Source organism: Streptomyces sp. NPDC013157 (assembly GCF_042899865.1).
Lineage (GTDB): Bacteria > Actinomycetota > Actinomycetes > Streptomycetales > Streptomycetaceae > Streptomyces.
On the sequence record NZ_JBIBAK010000004.1, the window covers coordinates 415,525 to 433,570 of the forward strand.

Consider the following 18,046-nt stretch of genomic DNA (forward strand, 5'->3'; position numbering starts at 1 on the left):
CCCGGGAGGCCGAGATGCGCCGCAAGGCCAGTCTGGTCCTGCTCGCCTGTGCCGTGTTCTTCGCCGCGCTGTCCCCGCTGCTGCGCTGGTACGCCTTCCCGCGGCTCGCCAAGATCCCGCCGAACCAGTACCAGGACATGGTCCTGGTGGCGAAGAACGCCACGCTCCTCGACTACGGCACCATGAAGGCGAAGAAGGTCCCCCAGGTCACCATCGTGCAGACCCTCAAGGGCGACGTGGCGGCCGCGAAGAGGATCGAGAAGACGGCGGGCCGGGACGTCGTCGTCTGGGACGGCCTGTCCTACGTCCAGGGACCCGACGGCAAGATGGTCTCCGAGATCCCCGAGCGCTACATCTTCGACGCTCACAGCCAGGAACCCGTGCACGCCACCGGTGAGATGGTCGACGGCGACCCGGTGACCCGGGACGGCATCGAGTTCAAGTTCCCGTTCCTGACCGAGAAACGGGACTACGAGTACTTCGACGCGCAGACCCGCACCACCAACCCCATCCACTACAAGGGGACGCAGACCTTCCGCGGCGTCAAGGTCTACTACTTCGAGCAGACCATTCCCTGGACCAAGGTCCCGATGCCCAAGAAGATGCCGGTGCAGGGCATCACCCCGGAGAGCATCGCCAAGACCGGCACCACCCGGTGGTACACCACCGTCCGCAGGTTCTGGGTCGAGCCGGCCACCGGGGCACCCGTCTACGGCGAGGAGATCCACAAGGAGGAGCTGCGCGGCGGCACCCTGCTGGGCGGCCGCGCCAAGGTGACGGCCTTCGCCGGCGACGTGAAGATGCGCGAGGACTACATCGAGAGCACGGTCGCCCTGGTCAAGCACAACCGCACCCTCGTCCTGATGCTGACCTCCTACCTTCCCTGGGGGTTCCTGTCCCTCGGCATCGCGCTGCTCGCCCTCTCCCTCTACCTGGAGGCCCGCGGCCGCCGCCCCGCCGACCCGGCACCGGCCGGCACCCCGGTCCCGGAACCGGTCAGCGCCTGAGCCGCGCGTTGGTGTGCCGGGTCGGCTCGGCCGTGGCGGGATCCTCGGGCCAGGGATGCTTCGGATACCGTCCGCGCAGCTCGGCCCGTACGCCCTTGTAGCCGTCCTTCCAGAACGAGGCGAGGTCGGCGGTGACGGCGGCGGGCCGCCCGGCCGGCGACAGCAGATGCACCAGCACCGGCACCCCGGCCACCGCGGGCGACTCCTGCAAGCCGAACATCTCCTGCAACTTCACGGCGAGCACCGGCTGTTCGGGATTCCCGTAGTCGACCCGGATCCGCGACCCGCTGGGTACGGCGATCCGCTCGGGCGCCAGCTCGTCCAGCCGCCCGGCCTCCCCGCCCGCCCACGGCAGCAGCCGCCGCAGCGCCTCCCCGGCGTCGATCCGCCCGAGATCGGCCCGCCGCCGGGCCCGGCCGAGCTCCGGCTCCAGCCACTCGTCCACGCGCGCGTGCAGCGCCTCGTCGGACACGTCCGGCCAGGGCTCACCGAGACGCAGCCGGAGGAAGGCGAGCCGCTGCCGAAGCGCGACGGCGTCGGGCGTCCACCGCAACAGGCCGAGCCCTTCGCGCCGCAGCCCGTCGAGCAGAGCGTCGCGTACGAGGGCCGGGTCCGCGTCCCGCAACGGCCGCACCGCGAGCTCGATCGCGCCGAGCCGCTCCACCCGCCGCGCGACGACGTCACCGTCGGCCCAGCGGACCTCCCGGTCCTCCGCGTACAGCGAGGCCGCCGCCGACCTGGCCGTGTCCTCGTCCACCACCGCGGCGAGCCGCACGCGCGCGTGTCCGCTGCCGACCGGTCGGTCCGCCACGGCCACCGCGATCCACGGCGCACCGCGCAGCGGGCTGCCGTCACCGAGCTCGGCGCGGGTGCCGGAGGCCATCAGGTACGACCCTCCGTCGGCCCTTGCGACGCGTTCGGGGAAGGCGAGGGCGGCGACGCGGCCCACGGTGCGGTCGTCCACGCCGGACACCGAAGCGCCCTCGCCGTCCGCCTTCAGCCGCCGTACCTCCGCGAGCCAGCGACCGGCATAGGCGTCGCCGCCCCGCCGGGCGGCGCGCAGCACGGCCGCCAGGTCGTCCCCGTACTCCCGCGGCGGCTCCTCGCTCAGCAGCGCGACCACCTCGGCGCCCCCGCCCGGGGCGTCCAGCAGCGCCCGCCCCAGCCGTGGATGCACCCCCAGCCGGGCCAGCCGTACCCCTCGGTCCGTCGCCCGGCCGGCGGAGTCGACCGCACCGATCGCCGTCAGCACCTCCCGCGCCGCCGCCATCGCCCCGGCCGGCGGCGGGTCCAGCAGCGCCAGTCCGGCGGCTTCCGGCTCGCCCCAGCAGGCCGTCTGGAGGGCGAACGCGGTCAGATCGGCCACTCGGATCTCCGGGGCCGGAAAAGCCGTCAGACGGGCGTCCTCGGCCTCGGACCAGCAGCGGTACACCGCCCCTGGCGCCTCCCGCCCGGCCCGCCCCGCCCGCTGCCGCCCGGCCGCCCGGGACGCCCGTACCGTCGCCAGCGCGCTCAGCCCGCGCGCGTGGTCCACCCGCGGCTCCCGCGCGAGCCCCGCATCGACGACCACCCGTACGCCGGGGACGGTGAGCGAGGACTCGGCGACCGCCGTGGCCAGCACCACCCGGCGCCGCGCCCCGGGCGCCAGCACCGCGTCCTGGACGGCGGCGGGTGCCCGGCCGTGCACCTGGAGCACCTCCACGTCCCCCAGGTCACCCAGCCGGCCCGCCACGCGCGCGATCTCGCCCACGCCGGGCAGGAAACAGAGCACGTCCCCGTCCCGCTCGGCCAGGGCCCGCCGTACCACCGACCCCACATGCGCGAGCAGAGCCGGGTCGACCCGCATCCCGTGCGGCGGCCGCACCGGCCGTACCGGCGGCGCCCACACGGTCTCCACGGGGTACGAGACACCGGCCGCCTCGACCACCGGCGCCCCGCCCAGCAGCCGTGCCCACCCCTGCGCGTCCGTCGTCGCCGACGCGGCCACCAGGCGCAGCTCCGGCCGCAGGGTCTCCCGCATGTCCCAGAGGAAGGCCGCTACCGTGTCGGCGTCCAGATGGCGTTCGTGGCACTCGTCGAGGACCACGACGTCGACGCCGGACAGTTCCTGGTCGCGTTGCAGGCGCTGCAACAGGACACCGGTCGTGACGACCTCCACGCGCGCGTGCCGCCCCACGACCCGCTCGCCGCGCACGGTGTAGCCGACGCTCCGCCCGACCTGCTCGCCGAGCAGCCAGGCCATCCGGCGGGCCGCCGCGCGGGCGGCGATCCGGCGCGGCTCGGCCACCACCACCCGCCGGGCGGCCCCCGCGCCCAGCAGTCCGGCCAGTGCCAACGGCACCAGCGTCGTCTTGCCGGTGCCGGGCGGTGCCACGAGGACGGCGGTGCCGTGCCCCTCCAGGGCGTCCTGCAGACCGGGCAGGGCCTGCCGCACGGGCAGCGCGTCCAGGGCGTCGTAACGGATCACGCACCTAGTGTCGTACGCGGCCGAAAGCGCCCCTCACGCGCGCGTGCCCCTCCTGGGATGCACGCGCGCGTGCATCCCAGGAGATGTTCAGTCCCTCCCCCAGCCTTCGGCCGGGGGGACCCCCGTCTCGCCTCGCTCGCACACGAAGATCGCCGTCCCCGGGATCAGATTGCCCCGCAGCGGGGACCAGCCTCCCCATTCGGACGTGTTCCAGGCCGGCCATTCCGGCTCCACCAGGTCGACGAGCCGGAAACCCGTGGAGGCGATGTCCCGGACCCGGTCGCCGAGCGTGCGGTGGTGCTCGACGTACACCGCGTGGCCGTCCTCGTCCTGCTCGACGTACGGCGTCCGGTCGAAGTAGGAGGCCGAGACCGAGAGCCCCTCGGGGCCGGGCTCGTCCGGGAACGCCCAGCGGATCGGGTGCGTCACCGAGAAGACGAACCGCCCGCCCGGCCGCAGCACGCGGCGCGCCTCGCGCAGCACCAGGCGCGGGTCGGCGACGAAGGGGAGCGCGCCGTACGCCGAGCACACCAGGTCGAAGGAGGCGTCCGCGAAGGGCAGCGCGCCCGCGTCCGCGCAGACCAGGGGAAACGATCCGCCGATGCGCAGCGCGTGCTGGAGCTGGCGGTGCGAGAGGTCCAGGGCGACGGGACGGGCGCCCTGGGCGGCCAGCCAGCGCGCGCACTGGGCCGCGCCGGCGCCGATCTCCAGGACGTCCTTGCCCTTCAGCTCCTCCGACGGGCCGAGCAGCTCCGCCTCCACCTCGTCGAGGCCCTCGGGACCCCACACGAAACGGTCGTCGCCGAGGAACGTGCCGTGCTCGACCTGGTACTCGTCGGCGTTGCGGTCCCACCAGCCCCGGTTGGCCCGGCTGCTCTCCGCGACCCCGGCGGCACGCCGGGTGGCTTCCGGTTCGGCCTCTGCGCCGGTCGTCGCACCGGCCGCTCCGAGGTCGAACGAATCGGGCTCTTGGATGATCGGCTCCCTCGTCGTACTCTTCCGTGCAACCCCGTCACGGGCGTGTCACGGACGGGGTGTGTCAGGCCTGCGTGGCCTCGTGGGACGTTTCTTGTGCCGGGTATGCGGCGTTCCGCCCCGGGTGTGCGCCTTCGCGCATTGACCCTGCCCGGCTGCCCCCGTATGCTACAAGTTGCGCTGCGGGCCTGCGCACCTCAGACGTAGCAGGCTGCGCTCGCATCTGTTGTATGTCCCCTCGGTTGTCGAGGCGCCACCAGCGGTTCCGGTGGCGCTTCCTAGGCTGTCCGGCTTCTACAGAGCGAAACAGGCTCCCGGCGTAAGCAGTACCTACGACTTCAATGTCCGTACCGGAGCCCTTTCTCACATGACGAGCAGCACCGAGACCACCGCCACCACCCCGCAGGTAGCGGTCAACGACATCGGTAACGAGGAAGCCTTCCTCGCCGCGATCGACGAGACGATCAAGTACTTCAACGACGGCGACATCGTCGACGGCGTCATCGTGAAGGTCGACCGGGACGAGGTCCTGCTCGACATCGGTTACAAGACCGAAGGTGTCATCCCGAGCCGCGAGCTTTCGATCAAGCACGACGTCGACCCCAACGAGGTCGTCGCCGTCGGTGACGAGATCGAGGCCCTCGTCCTCCAGAAGGAGGACAAGGAAGGCCGCCTGATCCTCTCGAAGAAGCGCGCCCAGTACGAGCGCGCGTGGGGCACCATCGAGAAGATCAAGGAAGAGGACGGCATCGTCACCGGTACCGTCATCGAGGTCGTCAAGGGTGGTCTCATCCTCGACATCGGCCTCCGTGGCTTCCTCCCGGCCTCCCTGGTCGAGATGCGCCGCGTCCGCGACCTCCAGCCCTACGTGGGCAAGGAGCTCGAGGCGAAGATCATCGAGCTGGACAAGAACCGCAACAACGTGGTCCTGTCCCGCCGTGCCTGGCTGGAGCAGACCCAGTCCGAGGTCCGCCAGACGTTCCTCACGACCCTCCAGAAGGGTCAGGTCCGCTCCGGTGTGGTCTCCTCGATCGTCAACTTCGGTGCCTTCGTGGACCTGGGTGGCGTCGACGGCCTGGTCCACGTCTCCGAGCTGTCCTGGAAGCACATCGACCACCCGTCCGAGGTCGTCGAGGTCGGCCAGGAGGTCACCGTCGAGGTCCTCGACGTCGACATGGACCGCGAGCGTGTCTCCCTGTCGCTGAAGGCGACCCAGGAAGACCCGTGGCAGCAGTTCGCCCGCACCCACCAGATCGGCCAGGTCGTGCCCGGCAAGGTCACGAAGCTGGTTCCGTTCGGTGCGTTCGTCCGCGTCGACGAGGGCATCGAGGGTCTGGTCCACATCTCCGAGCTGGCCGAGCGCCACGTGGAGATCCCGGAGCAGGTCGTCCAGGTCAACGACGAGATCTTCGTCAAGGTCATCGACATCGACCTCGAGCGCCGCCGCATCAGCCTCTCGCTGAAGCAGGCCAACGAGTCCTTCGGTGCCGACCCGGCCTCGGTCGAGTTCGACCCGACCCTGTACGGCATGGCCGCGTCCTACGACGACCAGGGCAACTACATCTACCCCGAGGGCTTCGACCCCGAGACCAACGACTGGCTCGAGGGCTACGAGAAGCAGCGCGAGGAGTGGGAGCGCCAGTACGCCGAGGCGCAGCAGCGCTTCGAGCAGCACCAGCAGCAGGTCATCAAGAGCCGCGAGGCCGACGCCGCTGCCGCTGCCGAGGGCGGCGACACCGCGGGTGCGGCTCCGGCCGCCGGTGGCGGTTCGTACTCCTCCGAGGGCGCCGACACCTCCGGTGCGCTGGCCTCGGACGAGGCGCTGGCCGCGCTCCGCGAGAAGCTCGCGGGCGGCCAGAGCTGAACGCTCGCTGAGCAGTAGCTCCTGACCGAGGGGCCGTACCTTTCGAGGTGCGGCCCCTCGGTGTTGTCCGGTCGTTCTTCGGCCGACGGCCGGTGGGGGCCTGCAGTTCCCCGCGCCCCTGGGGGAGTTGCCGCGGACGCCCGTCGAAACGTGTGGGATACACGAATAGCTGCTGGGCCGTAACGCCGCGCTGGGACGCTTCCCCGGTCTTCGTTCAAGATCGGAAGGGGAGTCGCGTCATGGCACAGCCTCAGTACAGGTCAGGGACGAGTCGGCGGGCGTTCCTGCGGAACGTCGGTCTCACCGGTGGCGCCGGCGCCATGTTCGCCACCATGGGAGCCCTCGGACTCGCTCCCACCGCCCAGGCCGCCCAGCGCGAGCAGCCCTTCCGGGCGCTCAACGCGAGCGACTTCACCCTCACCGGGCGCGCCGCGGCCCGGGTCGTCGTCCTCGGCGGCGGTATCGCGGGCCTCGCGACCGCTTACGAACTCGGCAAGGCCGGCTACGACTGTACGATCCTGGAGGCCAGGGACCGTACCGGCGGACGCAACTTCACCGTGCGCGGCGGCGACTCCACCACCGACCTCTACGGCAACACGCAGACCGCGCGGTTCGCCGACGGCCACTACATGAACGCCGGGCCGGCCCGGATCCCGCAGTGGATGATCACCCTCGACTACTGTCGCGAACTCGGAGTCCCCGTAGAGGTGTTCACGAACGTCAACGCCGACGCGTACCTCTACAACGAGTCCGCCGGCATGACGAAGCCCGAGCGGTACCGCACCGCCAAGGCCGACGTGTACGGCTACGTCTCGGAGCTGCTCGCCAAAGCGACGAACAAGGGTGCCCTGGACGGGGCGTTGACGGCCACCGACCAGGAGCGGCTCGTCGAGTTCCTCAAGGACTGGGGTGAACTCGGCGACACACTGACGTACGAGGGCGGTGAGCGGCGTGGATACACGACCGTACCGGCCGCTGCCGGCACCCCCGGTGTGCTTCTCGGCGATGTCCCGACCGCCTCCGCGGTGTTCGCGAGCGGGGTCGGGCGCTACTTCTCGTTCGAGTTCGGCTTCGACCAGGCGATGCTGATGTTCCAGCCGGTCGGGGGCATGGACCAGATACCGAAGGCGCTCACCCGGGCGATCGGCGCCCGTCGCATCCGCACCGGAGCCGTCGTCTCCAGGATCACCGACACGGGACGCGGTGTCACGGTGACGTACACCCAGGGCGGCCGTACCAAGGTCGTCGAGGCCGACTACTGCGTGGCCGCCATGCCGCCCAACATCCTCGCCAAGGTGCCGCACAACCTGGGCTCCGGCGTGCAGAGCGCACTGGAGGCCGTCACCCCGTCGTCGGCCGCCAAGATCGGCCTCGAATACCGCTCCCGCTGGTGGGAGCTCGACCACCACATCTACGGCGGCATCACCGAGACCGACCAGGACGTCACCCACATCTGGCACCCCTCGTACGGCTTCCACGGCGAACGAGGCGTTCTCATCGGCTACTACAACTACGACGACGACGCCGACTCCTACGCCAAGCTCACCCCCGCCCAGCGCGAACAGCGTGCCGTGGCCGCCGGAGTGAAGATCTACGGCGACAAGTACCGCACCGAACTCGCCTCCTCCTTCTCCCACCACTGGCGCCAGACACCCCACCTGGAGGCCGCCTGGCACGACACCCCCGGCGGCCCCGACGACGCGCGCTACAAGCCCCTGAACGAGCCCGCCGGCCGGGTCTGGTTCGCCGGCGACTGGCTCAGCTACACGGACGCCTGGCAGCACGGCGCCTTCAGCTCGGCACGCAAGGCGGTGACGGCGCTCCACGCGCGCGTGATGGCGGCCTGACCCCCGCACGCGCGCGTGACCGCGTCCGGCGCGGACGCACGCACGCGCGCGTGCCCCTTCTCCCGGCACGACGCGTGCCCCTTCTCCCGGCATGAGAAGGCGCTGAGAGGGGCCTGTTCAGCGGGCCGGCGGGAATGCCTGTGGTCAGTGCCGCGTTGAACCGTACGAACACGAGGAGGAGCGGTCACAGTGCTTGATCCGCAGGGTTTGTACGCATGGGAGCCGAAGGGGCTGGCCGTCGTCGACATGGCGCTGGCCCAGGAGTCGGCCGGTCTTGTCATGCTCTACCACTTCGACGGATACATCGACGCGGGTGAGACCGGCGACCAGATCGTCGACCGGCTCCTCGACTCGCTGCCCCACCAGGTCGTCGCCCGCTTCGACCACGACCGGCTCGTGGACTACCGGGCGCGCCGCCCGCTGCTGACGTTCAAGCGGGACCGTTGGACCGAGTACGAGGAGCCCAGCATCGAGGTCCGCCTGGTGCAGGACGCCACCGGTGCCCCCTTCCTGCTGCTGTCCGGCCCCGAGCCCGACGTCGAGTGGGAGCGCTTCGCCGCGGCCGTACGACAGATCGTGGAGCGGCTCGGCGTCCGCCTGTCCGTGAACTTCCACGGCATCCCCATGGGCGTCCCGCACACCCGCCCCGTCGGCCTCACCCCGCACGGCAACCGCACCGACCTGGTCCCCGGGCACCGCAGCCCCTTCGACGAGGCCCAGGTGCCCGGCAGCGCCGAGTCGCTGCTCGAATTCCGCCTCATGGAGGCCGGACACGACGTCCTGGGCGTCGCCGCGCACGTGCCGCACTACATCGCCCGTTCGCCCTACCCGGACGCCGCCCTGACCGTCCTGGAGGCCGTCACGGCCGCCACCGGCCTGGTCCTCCCGGGCATCGCGCACGCCCTGCGCACGGACGCCCACCGCACCCAGACGGAGATCGACAGCCAGATCCAGGAGGGCGACGAGGAGCTGACCGCCCTCGTACAGGGGCTTGAGCACCAGTACGACGCGGCCGCGGGCGCCGAGACGCGGGGCAACATGCTCGCCGAGCCGGTGGAGATCCCCTCCGCGGACGAGATCGGCCTCGAGTTCGAGCGCTTCCTCGCGGAGCGGGAGGGCGACAACTGAGGCCCGCCCGCACGTGACCGCACACACCGGCCGGGGCGGCGAGCCCCGGCCGGTGGCGGCCGAGCCCCGTCACGGCGGTGTCGGGGGCAGGGCCTAAGCTTCGGGGCATGCTGAAAGTTGGCCTCACCGGTGGAATCGGCGCCGGCAAGAGCGAGGTGTCGCGGCTGCTTGTCGAGCACGGCGCCGTGCTGATCGACGCGGACCGCATCGCGCGTGAGGTCGTCGCGCCCGGGACCCCCGGTCTGGCCGCCGTGACCGAGGCCTTCGGCCCGGAGGTGCTGGCCGCCGACGGCAGCCTGGACCGGCCCAGGCTCGGCTCGATCGTCTTCGCCGACCCGGCGAGACTCGCCGTACTGAACTCGATCGTGCACCCCCTCGTCGGAGCCCGCTCCCGCGAGCTGGAGAGCGCGGCCGCCGACGACGCCGTGGTGGTCCACGACGTCCCGCTCCTCACGGAGAACGGCCTCGCGCAGTTCTACGACGTCGTGGTCGTCGTGGACGCCGCCCCCGAGACCCAACTGGACCGGCTGACGCGGCTGCGGGGGATGACCGAGGAGGACGCCCGCGCCCGCATGGCCGCGCAGGCGACGCGCGAGAAGCGCCTGGAGATCGCGGACATCGTGATCGACAACGACGTCCCCCTGGACGTGCTCCGGCAGCGCGTCCAGGAGGTGTGGGCCGACCTCCTGCGCCGTGCGCGGACGGCCGGTTCGAACGAGCGGAATGCGTCTTCGAAATAGCGGGCACCCGTCCGGGCGTTGAACCGCTTCAGTGAGGGAAGGACTTTGCCGTGCCCGAGACCAGCGGTTCGACCGGACGTACTCCGGAGACGCATGTCATCGACTTCCGTGCGGCCGAGCAGCTGCTCAACGCACGGGACCCGCGGGGCGCGGTGAAGCTGCTCGACGGAGTGATCGGCGCGCACCCCGAGAACACCGCCGCCCGGCTGCTGCGCGCGCGTGCCTTCTTCGCCGCCGCGCAACTGCGCCCCGCCGAGCTGGAGTTCACCATCGTCCTGGAGCGCGAACCGGACAACGCGTTCGCCCACTTCGCCCTCGCCCGCACCTACCAGCGCCAGGGCCGCGCCGACCTCGCGATACGCCACTTCCGGCTGGCGGCCGCCCTGGACCCGAACCCGGAGTACCTGAAAGCGGCCCGCTTCGACACTGACGCGTGAGCCGACGGAGCGTGCGCCCGCGGAGCGTCGGCCGACGGAGCGTGTCCGAACGCTCCCTCACGGGTGACGGTGCTGCGGTGGGCGCCGGAGCGGCGGCGGGCGGGTGTCCGCGGGCCGGTACGGCGGCACGTCGCGGCCCGGCTGATAGTGCGGGCCCTGCCGGATGTGCCTGAGGATCACGGCCATGTCGACGATGGTCACCAGCCACAGCACCCCGCAGGCAGCAGCCCAGCCGGGGCGCCCGACCAGCGCGAACGCGGCCGTGCCGAAGACGGCCCAGGCCGCACCCCACACGCTCAGCCACAGCCGCGCCCGCAGGGCACTGCGGGCGGTCACCGGTTCACTGCCCGTACGCATCCCGGATCACCACTCCTGTCTGCAACGTACTCCTGGACCGCACATTCACCAAGGGGGACCCCGCCGTGCTGCCGGACGCCGCCGACCTGCCCGACCTGCTCCTCGACCTCGCCGTGCCGCACGAGGACATCAACGAGGTGGTGGCACTGCGGCGGGCCGTGGCCGCCGACCCCGGGGTACGGCGGCTGGTGGAGGCGGGCGCCGGAGACGTGACCGGTGCCGTCCGGGAGGTCGACGACCCGTCCGGGCTCGCCGACCGGGCCGCCCAGGCCCCGGCCGCCCTGGGCGACTACTTCCTCGTGTACGTCTTCCTCGCGGCGGTGCCGCACGTCCGCGCGGTGCACCGGGCGCGCGGCATTCCCGACGACGTCTCCCGCCACACGCTCACCGACCTCGGCCGCGGCATGGCACTGCACCGCCGGCGGTACGGCAGGGGAGGGCTGGGTGCGCGCCAGGGGCACTGGCTCACCCGGCACTTCTGCGGGCGGCTCTACCAGCTGGGACGCCTGCAGTACGAGCGGACGGGACTCGGCGAACGCACGGCGCAGGCGATCAGATCGGCCGGCACCGACGTGACCGGCGGCGAGCCCTCCCTGAACCTGCACATCCCCGACTTCCTCGGACCGCTCACCCCGGTCGCCTGCGACCGCTCCCTGGACCACGCCCGGGAGTTCTTCGCCCGGCACTTCCCCGAGGAGCCCCACGCCGTCGCGACCTGCCACTCCTGGCTGCTCGATCCACAGCTGCGCCGGCACCTCGCGGCGGACTCCAACATCGTCCGCTTCCAGGAGCGGTTCCGGCCCGGATGGGCGGACCCGGAGCCGGCCGACACCACACCGGTCGGCTTCGTCTTCGGCGATCCCGACCTGCCGGTACGGGACCTGCCCCGCCGGACGTCGATGGAGCGGGCGGTCGGCGACCACCTGCGGGCGGGCGGCCACTGGTACGTCGGGCACGGATGGTTCCCGTGGGACCAGTGACGGCTGTCAACCGTGCCCTTCCGCGGGAAAGTTCCCGTCGACCTTTCGAACTGCTCGAACGAGTGAACCGTCGGGGTGCGGGAACGGCGGTGCGGCGACCGGCCGTTGTTCGGGCATGACGATTGAAATGCGTGAGGGGTACGAGGGAACGGGGCCGGGAGCGATCACCCCGGACGGCTGCGCGGTCGAGCTCTACTCGCGCCTGGCCCCCGGAGCCGAGCCGGACATCATCGAGGCGGCGGTGCCGGCCGGTGCCCACATCCTGGAGCTGGGCAGCGGTGTGGGGCGCATGACGCACCCGCTCCTGGAACGTGGGTTCACGGTCACGGCGGTGGACGAGTCGGCGGAGATGCTGGCGCGCGTGCGCGGGGCACGCACGATACGCAGCACCATCGAAGGGCTCGACCTGGGCGAGAAGTTCGACGTGGTGATGCTCGCGTCCTTCCTGGTGCACACCGGGGACGCGGAGGTGCGCCAGGGCATGCTGCGCACCTGCGCGGCGCACGTGGCGGACGGCGGCTGCGTGCTCGTCCAGCGGGAGGGCGCGGACTACCACACGAAGGTGCCGAGGGAGAGGGTCGACCCCGGCGGCTACACCGTCCGGATCCTGTCGGCCGAGCCGGTCGGGGACGGGGTGAACTCGGTGCACGTGGAGTACGAGTTCCCGGACGCGATCTGGACCCAGACCTTCCTGGCCCGGCCGCTCACCCGGGAACAGTTCGAGGAGGCGCTCGCGGAGGCGGGACTGGAGGTGGCCGAGTATCTGACCGAGGACGGGACGTGGGTGAGGGCGGTACCGGCGGCTCGGCTGGGGTGACCCCGCCGAGCGGGCGTGGCGCCGGGTCCGCCGGCCGGGCCTGGCCCGCGGGGCCAGGCCCGATGGATCACCGTCCGCCGCGGCGTCCACCGCTCGGCCGGCCTGCCGAGCCCGTTCCACCCGCGCCGGTCCCGCCCGTGCCGCCCATCCCACCCATGCCGCGCAGTCGTTCCAGCTCGCGGCGGTCGCGCTTGGTGGGGCGGCCGGTACCGCGGTCGCGGATGCCGAGGGGGGAGAAGGCCTCGCGGGGCGGGGGCGGCGGGGAGTTGTCGATGTAGCACACGGCGGCCACCGGGGCGCCGACCCGCTTGCGGATCAGCCGCTTCACGATGACGACCCGCTCCCGCCCCTCGTGGCGCAGCCGCACCTCGTCGCCGACGCGCACGGAGTGGGCGGGCTTGACCCGTTCGCCGTTCACCTGGACGTGCCCGCCACGGCAGGCGGTGGCTCCCATGGAGCGGGTCTTGATCAGGCGGACGGCCCAGACCCAGCTGTCGATCCGCACGTTCTCACCGGGAGCGGGCCCCGCGGCCTCGGCGGCGGCGACGGCCGCGGCCACGGCGGCAGGGTCGAGGGACTGGGCGGCAGCGGCGTCGGTGCCTTCGGCAGGCGCGGCCTCGGTGGGGGTGCCGGTCCCACCGCTCTCCTGCTCCCTGCCCTCGTCCGCATCCTCAGAAGCCATGCCCCGACCTTAGCCCCCCGAGCCGACACCGACGGAACCGTTTTGCCGACGCCCGTCATCCCGCCCCGAAGGAGCCACCCCCACCCGAGCCGCTCCGGCAGACCTCGCCTCGGCCCTACCGTTGAACCGTGGACCGCACCCCCCTCAGCCGGCTCGGCCGCCTCGACCAGCGCGTCAGCGTCTGCCGTGCCTGCCCGCGCCTGGTCGCCTGGCGGGAGGACGTCGCGCGTACCAAGCGCGCTGCGTTCGCCGACTGGACGTACTGGGGCCGGCCCGTCCCCGGCTTCGGGCCCGCCGATGCCCGGCTGCTGATCATCGGCCTCGCCCCGGCCGCGCACGGCGGCAACCGCACCGGCCGGATGTTCACCGGCGACCGTTCCGGAGACGTGCTGTATCAGGCGCTGTACGACGTCGGGCTCGCCTCGCAGCCGACCTCGGTGAGCGCAGACGACGGCCTGGAGCTGTACGGCGTGCGCATCACCGCGCCCGTGCACTGCGCCCCGCCCGCCAACAAGCCGACCCCCGAGGAGCGTGACACCTGCCGCCACTGGCTGACCGAGGAGCTGACACTGCTGCGGCCGACGCTGCGCGCAGCCGTCGTGCTCGGCGCCTTCGGCTGGCAGGCCGCGCTGCCGGCGTTCGCGGAGGCGGGCTGGACCGTGCCCCGGCCCCGCCCGGTCTTCGCCCACGGCACCCGGGTCGGCCTCGGCGGCCTGGACCTCTTCGGCTGCTTCCACGTCAGCCAGCGCAACACCTTCACCGGCCGCCTCACCCCCGAGATGCTCCGCGACGTGCTGCGGACGGCGGCGGAGGCGGCCGGGCTGGTGTGAGGGGCGGGGCTCAGACGATCCGGGCCGCCGCAACCGGGCGGTCGTCCACCGTGTGGGTGCCGGTGGAGGCGGAGGAGTTGACGCTCCAGCGGTACCGGGAGAACTCGCCGGTGGCGTCGGAGGCGTAGAACATCATGTGGCCGATGCCGACGCCCTGGAAGCTCTCGCCGTCCACGTTGCTGACCATGCGGGTGTCCGGGTACCGCGGGTAGTTGCTGAGGCCGTAGACGCCGTGCGGGTCGGAGGTGCAGTCGACGATCTCGACGGCGTACTGGGTCTCGCCGGTGAAGTCGGCGACCCCGCTGAAGACGCCCTTGACCTCGCGGACCATGACGATGTGCCCGGTGTTCTCCGCGTCCTGCCCGTTGTAGTCGACGGCGATCAGATCGCCCGGCCGCAGGTCGGTGACCTTGCGGATGCGGCGGAAGCGCGGTCCGGCGGTGTCGTTCCGGAATGCCGAGCAGTAGTCGGCGGCCTCCGGGCCCTTCTCCTGGAAGTACTGGAGGAAGTAGGCGTCGGTCGCCCACCCGTAGGTGTGCCTGAGCAGCGCCGTGACGAAGGACGAGCAGCGGGCTCGCGCCACCCAGCCGGCGAGGTCGTCCGGGCGGCCCCAGGTCACGGTCGCCGACGCGTCCATCAGATAGACGTTGTTCGCCCGCGCCGTACGCCCGCTGACCAGGGCGATCTCATCGGCGTCGAGGGCTCGGCCGTAGGCGCGGACGTCGTCGACCGCGCCCTTGAAGCGGTTCACGTAGCCGCCGTCCCAGCGGGCCCGGCCGATGCTGAAGCCCTGGGTCGCGGCCCAGGACAGGGTGGTGGCGGCGCTTCCTTCCAGGACGCCGTTCACATAGAGCTGGACGCGGGTGCCGTCCCAGACGCCCGCCAGGTGGGTCCAGACTCCCGTCTTCGTCACCGGGGCGGCGGCCAGCGCCGAGACCTTGGTGCTCTGGTCCTCGCTGCGTACCTTGAAGGCCCAGGTCCCGGCCGTGTCGTCGTACTGGAGCAGGAAGCGGCTGACGCTGCCGCCGTCCTGGCTCACGGCCGTGTACATGTTCGTGAGCACGGCGTCGTCGGCCAGCCGGACCCAGGCGGTGACCGTGAACGGGGCCGTGGTGTCCAGGACGGAGGCGGTGGCGGCGTAGGCACCGGCGGTGCCGTCGAAGCTCAGTTCGCCGCCCGCCCGCAGACCGGTCCAGCTCGCTCCCGGGCCCAGGGTGACCGGGTGCTCCAGGCCGGAGCCGTCGGCGCCGGAGCCGTCCAGCGGCCAGTGCCCGGCCAGTCCGGTCGGCAGACAGCCGGCCGCCAGCAGCCGCTGGTACCGCACCAGCTGCTCGGCCTCGGCCAGATGCGGTGCGCCGACCGGGGTGAACGGCGTGTCCAGCGGCTCGTCGGCGGCGGCGCTCCCCGTGCCCACCGTCATGCCGGCCACCGCGCCCATCCCCACCAGCGCGGCTCCGCTCAACAGCCCCCGTCTGCTCACCATGGTCATGCCCTCCCCGTCCGGTCCGCCCGGATCCGTGGCCGGTCCGTGCGGATCCGTTTCGATCTTCACTGGTGAGGAGAACTCTAGGAGATTTGTGCGCGAACAGGTGTTCCTGTGGATGGCTACTCGGCAGCCGGATCTCGCGGCTGGTCGCCGGTGTCCCCGCCGAACAGGTGCCGGACGGTCGACCGGTAGTTGGCCTGGACGTGGCCGAGCGCGCGGGCACGGGCGCGGTCCGGGTCGCCGGACGCGATCGCGTCGTACAACTCGCGGTGTTCGGTGAGGAGTTGGGGCCACTCCTCGTTGCGCCGGGTGAGCCAGCGCAGTCGGCCGTCGACCGGCTCCATGACCGAGATGAGCAGGCTGTTGCCGGCCAGGGCCAGGATCCGGTCGTGGAAACGGGTGTTGACGTCGGTGATGGTCTCGGCGTCGCCCGCCTCGGTCGCCGTGGCCGCCCGGCCGAGCAGCTCCCGCAGCTCGGCCAGCGCCTCCGGGGTCGCCCGCGCCGCCGCCAGCCCGGCCGCGTACACCTCCAACGCCTCGCGGAGCTCGAAGAGTTCCTTGACGTCGGTCGGGGTCAGCCGGCGCACGACCGTACGGCGGGCCGACTCGAAGAGGACGAAGCCCTCGGCGACCAGGGCCCGGATCGCCTCCCGGACCGGCACCCGGGACACCCCGAACCGCTCGGCGAGCTCGCGTTCCACCAGCCGGTCGCCCGGGCCCAATCGCCCCGCGATGATGTCCTGGCGCAGGGTCGCGAGGACGCGTTCGCGCACCGCGCCCAGGGGTTCGATCTTCGTGGTGGGGGAGCCCATGAGGTCATTTTCGCCGACCCGGGGGGCTTTTACGGAGCCGTAACGGGACGGACATCGGTCCGAACGCTTGACGGGAGCACCATGACCGCAGTTTGGTATACCAAAAGCTGGTACACCGGTTGGTTCCCTGGAGGCCCCGTGTCCCTCGCCGACCGCGCCGAAGCCACCGGCGCAACCGTGTTCGTCCCCGATCCCCGGCTCACCAACGAAGACCTCGCCCCCGCCGAGCGGCGGAACTGGAAGGTCTTCGACCTCTTCGCCATGTGGATGTCCGACGTCCACAACCTCGGCAACTACACCTTCGCCGCCGGCCTGCTGGTCCTCGGCATGAACGTCTGGCAGGTCTTCACCTCCCTCCTCGCCGGCTTCGTGCTCATCTACGTCGGCATGAACTGGATGGGCAGGATCGGCCAGCGCCACGGCGTGCCGTTCCCGGTGGTCAGCCGCATCAGCTTCGGTGTCTGGGGCGCCAACATCCCGGCGCTCATCCGGGCCGTGATCGCCATCATGTGGTACGGCATCCAGACCTACCTGGCGTCCGTCGCGGTCAACGTGATGCTGCTGGCCGCCTGGCCGGGCCTGAAGTCCCTGACGGAGAGCTCCTTCCTCGGCCTGGACTCGCTCGGCTGGATCTCCTTCGTCTCGCTCTGGCTGATCCAGGCGGCGATCATCAGCCGGGGCATGGAGACGATCCGCAGGTTCCAGGACTTCTGCGGCCCGGCGATCTGGCTGGTCATGATCGCCCTCGCGGTCTGGATCCTGGCCAAGGCCCACTGGACCATCTCGCTCACCTCCACCCCGCACCCGGTCTCCACCGGCGAGCAGTGGCGGCAGTGGTTCGGCGCGATCGGCCTGATCCTCGCCACCTACGGCACCCTGATGCTCAACTTCTGCGACTTCTCCCGCTTCGCGCCCGACTACCGCACCGTGCGCCGCGGCAACTTCTGGGGCCTGCCGATCAACTCCACGGCCTTCGTGGTGGTCTCCGTCATCGTCACGGCGGGCTCCCTGGAGGTCTTCGGCGAGGCCATCACCGACCCGGCCGAGCTGGTCGCCAAGGTCGGCAACACCTGGGTCCTGGTCGTGGCGGCGCTGACCTTCGCGGTCGCCACCATGGGCGTCAACATCGTCGCCAACTTCGTCTCACCGGCGTACGACCTGGCCAACGTCTGGCCGCAGAAGATCAGCTTCAAGGTCGGCGGCATGATCAGTACGGTGGCGGCCCTGGTCGTCACGCCCTGGAACCTCTTCTCCAACCCCACCGTCGTCAACTACTTCCTCGGCGGCCTCGGCGCCTTCCTGGGCCCGCTGTTCGGCGTGATCATGGTCGACTACTACGTGATCAAGCGCGGCGACGTGGACGTCCAGCAGCTCTTCAACGCGGCCCCCGGCTCCCCGTACCACTACCGCAAGGGCGTCAACCCCAAGGCCCTGTGGGCGTTCCTGCCCTCGGCTGCGGTCGCGGCCGTGCTCGCGCTGGTGAAGACGTTCAGCGGCGTGGCGCCGTACTCCTGGTTCATCGGCACCGCCCTGGCCGCGGGCCTGTACCTGGCACTGTGCCGCCGTGACCGCGCGCCGGCCCCCGCCCCCGTCCCCGTCGCCGAGGAGGTCTGAAGA

Annotated in this window: 16 protein-coding genes; 10 read left to right on the forward strand and 6 right to left on the reverse strand. The window is 71.8% G+C overall.

Translation table 11 applies throughout. The features are described 5' to 3' along the window. Positions 1 to 14: 14 nt before the first annotated feature. Positions 15 to 1,007: a DUF3068 domain-containing protein gene (locus tag ACFY6U_RS15170; protein WP_390038240.1), complete on the forward strand. Its 993-nt coding sequence runs from the start codon at positions 15 to 17 to the stop codon at positions 1,005 to 1,007. Here ACFY6U_RS15170 and hrpB read toward each other — a convergent pair. Both hrpB and ACFY6U_RS15180 read right to left on the reverse strand, forming a co-directional pair. After that, the gene (gene hrpB, locus ACFY6U_RS15175; protein WP_390038241.1) at positions 997 to 3,474 is read right to left on the reverse strand and encodes an ATP-dependent helicase HrpB; all 2,478 of its coding nucleotides are present in this window, start codon (positions 3,472 to 3,474) and stop codon (positions 997 to 999) included. The genes ACFY6U_RS15170 and hrpB overlap by 11 nt on opposite strands. A gap of 87 nt (positions 3,475 to 3,561) precedes the next feature. Further along, positions 3,562 to 4,449 carry a class I SAM-dependent methyltransferase gene (locus tag ACFY6U_RS15180; RefSeq protein ID WP_390038663.1) on the reverse strand — a complete coding sequence of 296 codons (888 nt, stop codon included), beginning with the start codon at positions 4,447 to 4,449 and terminating at the stop codon, positions 3,562 to 3,564. Positions 4,450 to 4,816: 367 nt separating this feature from the next. Here ACFY6U_RS15180 and rpsA point away from each other — a divergent pair, with 367 nt between their 5' ends. From rpsA to ACFY6U_RS15205, 5 genes are all read left to right on the forward strand, one after another. Next, entirely contained in the window at positions 4,817 to 6,313 is a 1,497-nt protein-coding gene (gene rpsA / locus ACFY6U_RS15185; RefSeq protein ID WP_390038243.1) for a 30S ribosomal protein S1, read from the forward strand. A gap of 320 nt (positions 6,314 to 6,633) precedes the next feature. Then, positions 6,634 to 8,160: a flavin monoamine oxidase family protein gene (locus tag ACFY6U_RS15190; RefSeq protein ID WP_390038665.1), complete on the forward strand. Its 1,527-nt coding sequence runs from the start codon at positions 6,634 to 6,636 to the stop codon at positions 8,158 to 8,160. A 189-nt stretch (positions 8,161 to 8,349) separates the two neighbouring features. Continuing rightward, positions 8,350 to 9,288, forward strand: coding sequence for a PAC2 family protein (locus tag ACFY6U_RS15195; protein ID WP_351485635.1), 939 nt, complete (start codon positions 8,350 to 8,352; stop codon positions 9,286 to 9,288). Positions 9,289 to 9,395: 107 nt separating this feature from the next. Then, positions 9,396 to 10,028 carry a dephospho-CoA kinase gene (gene coaE, locus ACFY6U_RS15200; RefSeq protein ID WP_390038245.1) on the forward strand — a complete coding sequence of 211 codons (633 nt, stop codon included), beginning with the start codon at positions 9,396 to 9,398 and terminating at the stop codon, positions 10,026 to 10,028. Positions 10,029 to 10,078: 50 nt separating this feature from the next. After that, positions 10,079 to 10,465 (forward strand): tetratricopeptide repeat protein, encoded by a 387-nt coding sequence (locus ACFY6U_RS15205; protein ID WP_294010760.1) that lies wholly within the window; start codon positions 10,079 to 10,081, stop codon positions 10,463 to 10,465. Between the two features lie 57 nt (positions 10,466 to 10,522). Here the strand turns inward: ACFY6U_RS15205 and ACFY6U_RS15210 are convergent, their stop codons facing one another. Continuing rightward, a complete protein-coding gene (locus ACFY6U_RS15210) occupies positions 10,523 to 10,822 on the reverse strand; it encodes a DUF6343 family protein (protein WP_390038247.1) in 300 nt (99 codons plus the stop codon). Between the two features lie 65 nt (positions 10,823 to 10,887). Here ACFY6U_RS15210 and ACFY6U_RS15215 point away from each other — a divergent pair, with 65 nt between their 5' ends. Next, complete coding sequence (locus ACFY6U_RS15215) at positions 10,888 to 11,802, forward strand: acyltransferase domain-containing protein (protein ID WP_390038249.1); 915 nt, start codon at positions 10,888 to 10,890, stop codon at positions 11,800 to 11,802. A 127-nt stretch (positions 11,803 to 11,929) separates the two neighbouring features. Next, on the forward strand, positions 11,930 to 12,619 hold the full coding sequence (locus tag ACFY6U_RS15220; protein ID WP_390038667.1) for a class I SAM-dependent methyltransferase: 690 nt from the start codon (positions 11,930 to 11,932) through the stop codon (positions 12,617 to 12,619). Positions 12,620 to 12,686: 67 nt separating this feature from the next. On the opposite strand, the gene ACFY6U_RS15225 is transcribed toward ACFY6U_RS15220, so the two are convergent. Then, positions 12,687 to 13,301, reverse strand: a complete 615-nt coding sequence (locus ACFY6U_RS15225; protein WP_390038251.1) for an RNA-binding S4 domain-containing protein — start codon at positions 13,299 to 13,301, stop codon at positions 12,687 to 12,689. A 128-nt stretch (positions 13,302 to 13,429) separates the two neighbouring features. On the opposite strand from ACFY6U_RS15225, the gene ACFY6U_RS15230 reads away from it, so the two are divergent. After that, the gene (locus ACFY6U_RS15230) at positions 13,430 to 14,131 is read left to right on the forward strand and encodes a uracil-DNA glycosylase (RefSeq protein ID WP_390038253.1); all 702 of its coding nucleotides are present in this window, start codon (positions 13,430 to 13,432) and stop codon (positions 14,129 to 14,131) included. A gap of 10 nt (positions 14,132 to 14,141) precedes the next feature. On the opposite strand, the gene ACFY6U_RS15235 is transcribed toward ACFY6U_RS15230, so the two are convergent. Next, a complete protein-coding gene (locus ACFY6U_RS15235) occupies positions 14,142 to 15,614 on the reverse strand; it encodes a LamG domain-containing protein (RefSeq protein WP_390038255.1) in 1,473 nt (490 codons plus the stop codon). Positions 15,615 to 15,736: 122 nt separating this feature from the next. Continuing rightward, the gene (locus ACFY6U_RS15240; protein ID WP_390038257.1) at positions 15,737 to 16,429 is read right to left on the reverse strand and encodes a GntR family transcriptional regulator; all 693 of its coding nucleotides are present in this window, start codon (positions 16,427 to 16,429) and stop codon (positions 15,737 to 15,739) included. A gap of 138 nt (positions 16,430 to 16,567) precedes the next feature. On the opposite strand from ACFY6U_RS15240, the gene ACFY6U_RS15245 reads away from it, so the two are divergent. After that, positions 16,568 to 18,043 carry an NCS1 family nucleobase:cation symporter-1 gene (locus ACFY6U_RS15245; protein ID WP_390038259.1) on the forward strand — a complete coding sequence of 492 codons (1,476 nt, stop codon included), beginning with the start codon at positions 16,568 to 16,570 and terminating at the stop codon, positions 18,041 to 18,043. Positions 18,044 to 18,046 lie beyond the last annotated feature (3 nt).

Coding starts and splice junctions, on each gene's coding strand:
- ACFY6U_RS15170 (WP_390038240.1), top strand. CDS start 15: ATGCGCCGCAAGGCCAGTCTGGTCCTGCTCGCCTGTGCCGTGTTCTTC.
- ACFY6U_RS15240 (WP_390038257.1), bottom strand. CDS start 16,429: ATGGGCTCCCCCACCACGAAGATCGAACCCCTGGGCGCGGTGCGCGAA.
- ACFY6U_RS15190 (WP_390038665.1), top strand. CDS start 6,634: ATGTTCGCCACCATGGGAGCCCTCGGACTCGCTCCCACCGCCCAGGCC.
- rpsA (WP_390038243.1), top strand. CDS start 4,817: ATGACGAGCAGCACCGAGACCACCGCCACCACCCCGCAGGTAGCGGTC.
- ACFY6U_RS15235 (WP_390038255.1), bottom strand. CDS start 15,614: ATGGTGAGCAGACGGGGGCTGTTGAGCGGAGCCGCGCTGGTGGGGATG.
- ACFY6U_RS15225 (WP_390038251.1), bottom strand. CDS start 13,301: ATGGCTTCTGAGGATGCGGACGAGGGCAGGGAGCAGGAGAGCGGTGGG.
- coaE (WP_390038245.1), top strand. CDS start 9,396: ATGCTGAAAGTTGGCCTCACCGGTGGAATCGGCGCCGGCAAGAGCGAG.
- ACFY6U_RS15210 (WP_390038247.1), bottom strand. CDS start 10,822: ATGCGTACGGGCAGTGAACCGGTGACCGCCCGCAGTGCCCTGCGGGCG.
- ACFY6U_RS15220 (WP_390038667.1), top strand. CDS start 11,930: ATGCGTGAGGGGTACGAGGGAACGGGGCCGGGAGCGATCACCCCGGAC.